Genomic DNA, 2,450 nt, shown 5'->3' with positions numbered 1-2,450 from the left:
ATGCCCAGACCCACCAGCGGACGGCCAACCGCTACCCCGCCGCGTTCTCTGCTGCATCTGTATACGCTGAGCTGATGAAGCTCAAGCACGCAATCACCCTCGCAGAATCGCAGGGGAGCGAGGTGCTGAAAGGGTACCTGGCGAAACTCTACGCAGAAGGGACCGGGGCCGGGGGGAGCAAGGCAAGCCAGCGCCTGGTGCAGGACCGGTCGTTCCGCGAACTTTTCGAGCGTTCCGTGGAATGGATCCGCGAGCTCCACCCGAAGCCTGAAGTTGCCCTCGGTCTAGTCCGACAGCAGCTAGAGGATTCACCTGACAGCCGGATCATTATCTTTGCGACGTATCGTGACACCGTGCAGCTCCTCGTGGACTACCTGGCAAAGCACGGGATCGAGAGCGAGCGTTTCGTAGGGCAGGCAACGAAGGATGCCGAGAAGGGCCTCTCGCAGAAGAAGCAGATCGCAGCCCTGACCCGGTTCCGGGAGGGGGAGTTCAGGGTACTGGTCGCGACATCGGTTGGCGAGGAGGGACTCGATGTCCCCTCAACCGACCTCGTCATCTTCTACGAGGCAGTCCCATCGGAGATCCGGTCCATCCAGCGCAAAGGGAGGACCGGGCGGTCTGGTGCAGGGCGAGTCGTCGTCCTGGTCACCAAAGGCACGTCCGATGAAGTCTTCCGGCACGTCAGCACGGCCAAAGAGAAAATGATGCACAAGAGCATGCGGTCCCTCAACGCAGCGCTCTCCACTCCCCGCGAGATCCCGCTTGCCGTGGAACAGGCAAGCATCGAAGAGTTCACCCCGCAGGGAATTAAGATCGTCATCGACGACCGCGAGACGTCCTCGAAAGTCGTCGAGGTGCTCTCCACCATGGGGGCCGCCATCCGGCTCGAACGCCTCCCGCAGGGGGACTATGCCATCGGCGACCGGATCCTTGTGGAGCGCAAGACTGCAAAGGACTTTGCCGACACGCTCATCAACCGCGATCTGCTCGGCCAGCTCAAGGCCATGGCCGACGCTGTGCCCCGGCCTGTGCTGATTGTCGAAGGCGGGGATATCTTCACCCAGCGGGACATTCACCCAAACGCAGTCCGGGGCGTGCTCTCCGCCATCACCATCGATCTCGGCATCACCCTCCTCTTCACCAAAGACGAGCAGGACACCGCCCAGATGCTCTATGTGATCGCAAAGCGGGAAGAGGGAGAGCGGGGAGAACGCAAGATGCACCCGCACAAGGTTCAGCGTTCTGTACGGGAAGAACAGGAATATATTATCTCGGCATTCCCGGAGATTGGGCTGAAGAATGCCCGGCTGTTGCTGGCTCATTTTGGTTCGGTGAAGGCTATTGTGAATGCTTCTTTAGAGGAACTTGTTGCGGTGCAGGGGATCGGGGAGAAGACTGCTGCGCGGATCTATGAGGTGTGCCGGAGGGAGTACCACTGAATCCTCACTGCACAAAAGAGTTGTGATAGGGGGAGAGTGCCCCAGACAGGGAATTGTATGGCGAGAGTAACATCCCCTACCGGGCTGATTAGAGCTAGAGATATCTGAAAAGATCCCTGATTACCTGTTCCAGGCTTGTGTTTTGGTGGGCGGCAACATCTTTGAGAATCCCGTGAAGCGTTCCTGCCCGCAGGGGCTTATGGAGGGGAATCGTGATAACATGTCGCTTCCCGTTCACGACTGCCGTGAGTCTCTGGTGGCTGCCGGTCAGGTGATCAATAGTATATCCATAACAGCGGAGACTGCGGGCAAGCTTGTCGCCATCGACATCCCGGGGCAGCTTCATACTGCAATCAGTTCCTCTTTGACCATGTGGAGCCGGATCACGGAGGGACGGTCCTCATCGGTGAAATGGCAGGCCACCGCATCGTGAACCATCTCTTTGAGCTCTTCGAAAGTATCCGCTTCCGTGAAGATAGAATGGTTCAGCGACCGGGCTTCGTAACCCCCTTCCGGGGATTCTTCGACAATAAAGATAATTTCGCTGGTTTTGTACGGCGCCATGGACATCCTTACATCATATTGTTTGAACCGGGACATCAACTTTCTCGGGTTGTACTGGGTGAAAATACAATTATTTACACGCGATACCAGGGTTTCAGCTGGTTTTCCAGAGGACTTGTACTACATACTATGCAGATTGCGATGCCGGGAGCAGTCCCTTTGCAAACGCCCGGGCTTTCTCCAGGTCCTTTGCATTCGGGCGCCCTTTCCTGAACCCACCGATGAACTTGAATATCCCGTACATTTCAAACCCGGGGCAGGTGAATTCGCCCGTGATTGCGAACCCTTTCTGCACGAGGTCAGCCCGCAGCTCCCGATGCATGACCTTCAGCGCACCGCCACTTGTCGAGAAGATGAATGCCGTTTTGTCCTGCTTCGGCAGGCCGTATACGAAACTGAGCAGGGCCTCGTGGTGCTTCCCAAAGAAAATGCCGGACCCATAGC

Annotated in this window: 3 protein-coding genes and 1 pseudogene; 1 reads left to right on the top strand and 3 read right to left on the bottom strand. The window is 57.4% G+C overall.

The features are described 5' to 3' along the window. The coding region (locus CW742_RS10600) for an ERCC4 domain-containing protein (RefSeq protein WP_292420185.1) at nt 1–1,442 on the top strand (1,442 nt) is incomplete at its 5' end. 94 nt (nt 1,443–1,536) lie between these two features. Here CW742_RS10600 and CW742_RS10595 read toward each other — a convergent pair. From CW742_RS10595 to CW742_RS10585, 3 genes and pseudogenes are all read right to left on the bottom strand, one after another. Then, on the bottom strand, nt 1,537–1,788 hold the full coding sequence (locus tag CW742_RS10595; protein WP_292420183.1) for a type II toxin-antitoxin system HicA family toxin: 252 nt from the start codon (nt 1,786–1,788) through the stop codon (nt 1,537–1,539). Beyond that, nucleotides 1,785–2,006: a hypothetical protein gene (locus tag CW742_RS10590; protein ID WP_292420182.1), complete on the bottom strand. Its 222-nt coding sequence runs from the start codon at nt 2,004–2,006 to the stop codon at nt 1,785–1,787. Before CW742_RS10590 ends, CW742_RS10595 begins: the two co-directional genes overlap by 4 nt. Nucleotides 2,007–2,133: 127 nt before the next feature. Then, a pseudogene (locus CW742_RS10585) lies at nt 2,134–2,450 on the bottom strand (flavodoxin); the annotation flags it as partial.

This window comes from Methanoregula sp. (genome assembly GCF_002835825.1).
GTDB lineage: Archaea > Halobacteriota > Methanomicrobia > Methanomicrobiales > Methanospirillaceae > Methanoregula.
This window is presented reverse-complemented; position numbering and strand designations above follow the sequence as displayed.

Excerpts from the sequence above, each read along its gene's own strand:
- CW742_RS10595 (WP_292420183.1), bottom strand. The coding sequence starts at position 1,788 with ATGAAGCTGCCCCGGGATGTCGATGGCGACAAGCTTGCCCGCAGTCTC.
- CW742_RS10590 (WP_292420182.1), bottom strand. The coding sequence starts at position 2,006 with ATGGCGCCGTACAAAACCAGCGAAATTATCTTTATTGTCGAAGAATCC.